This is a genomic window from Streptomyces sp. W16, from assembly GCF_033194735.1.
Classification (GTDB): Bacteria; Actinomycetota; Actinomycetes; order Streptomycetales; family Streptomycetaceae; genus Streptomyces.
Genome location: NZ_JAWOAI010001086.1, coordinates 1 through 1311, shown reverse-complemented (window position 1 = coordinate 1311; position 1311 = coordinate 1). Strand labels below are relative to the sequence as shown.

Here is a 1311-nt window from a genome sequence, read left to right as displayed (position 1 = left end):
GACGGCCGCCCGGCCGATCCCCTCACCCGGCGGGAACGCGAGGTCGCCGCCCTGGTGACCCGGGGCCTGTCCAACCGGGAGATCGCCGAACGGCTCGTCATCTCCAAACGCACCGTGGACGCCCACGTGGAGCACATCCTCGCCAAGCTGGGGATCGCCTCCCGTACCGAGATCCTGGCCCCGGCACAGCCGGAGGGCACCTCGACGGCGTAGGTATCCGGGTGTTTCCGCATACCTAGGTACCCCCTTGCACAGCCCCTGCCTGCGACTGGGTGCACCCATCTCCCGGAGTTCACGCCCCCCGCACCCACCCCGCACCCCAGGCTGGTCGCACCGCCAGGGGAACGGAACGTCGCGGGCGCCGGCAGTGTTGGTCAACCCCACGGCTGTCATGGCAAGGCGCCCGTCACCGCACCTCCCCTGGCGGTACTCACATGGGGCTGCCCCTGTCGGCGGGGGCAGCCCTCGGACACCGGTGATCAGCCGCGCCCGGCCCGCTCGTACATCGTCCTGGCGGTGGCGCCCAGGATCTCGCCGTACATCTTGGTCGGCTGGAAGGCGTCCAGCGCGCTGTTGACCGAGACGAGGGTGCCCTTCCCGGTCGCCTCGTCGAACCCGGCCAGCCACGGGCCGCCGCTGGAGCCGCCGGTCATGTCGCAGGGGATCATCTGCTGGCCGTTCTCCTTCTTCTCCGTGCCCGTGCAGCGCAGGAGTTCCTCGCCGAGCTGAGGGTGGGTGGCGGGGTAGCCGAAGGACGAGATCTTCCCGCCGACCGCCCGGTTGAAGGCGACGGGCGTGCCGCCCACGACGTCCGTGAGCCTACGACCGCTCCTGTCCGCGTCGACGACCATCGCGGCCACGTCGTTCGTGCCCTCCTGCGCGAAGGTGCGCGGCGTCAGGACGGAACGGACCGCGAAGGCGCCGTACGGCTGCCTGCCCTTGCTGTAGGCCGGGACGAACACCATCGACATGTTGGTGTTGTCGGGCGAGGCGGAACGGCGGACGCAGTGCCCCGCGGTCATCACGACGGACCGGTTGGCGCTCTGCACGGCGGTGGCCGTGCACCAGGTGTCGGAGCCCCCGGCGTTGACCATGAAGAGCCGTCCCACGGTCTTCAGCTGTGGACCGGTCCACGTCTTGGTCTTCGGCCCGGTCGGCCCGAGGTCCACGGACTTCCCCACGGCCTTGATCCGGGCCGGCGTCCAGTAGGCGAGGGCGTCCTTGCGTTCCTGCGCCGTGAATCCGAAGGACGACACCGGGTCGGGAGCGGCGGCGGCGCGCTCGGCGCCGGAGACGGCCGTGGCCGAGACC

2 protein-coding genes are annotated in these 1311 nt (G+C 71.2%); one reads left to right on the top strand and one right to left on the bottom strand.

From position 1 onward, the window contains the following. Window positions 1-213: response regulator transcription factor (locus R6V09_RS53305; RefSeq protein WP_317888580.1), on the top strand; the 213-nt coding region annotated here is incomplete at its 5' end. Window positions 214-479: 266 nt separating this feature from the next. Here the strand turns inward: R6V09_RS53305 and R6V09_RS53300 are convergent. After that, window positions 480-1311 (bottom strand): trypsin-like serine peptidase (locus tag R6V09_RS53300; protein WP_317888579.1); only part of this gene is annotated, 832 nt, incomplete at its 5' end.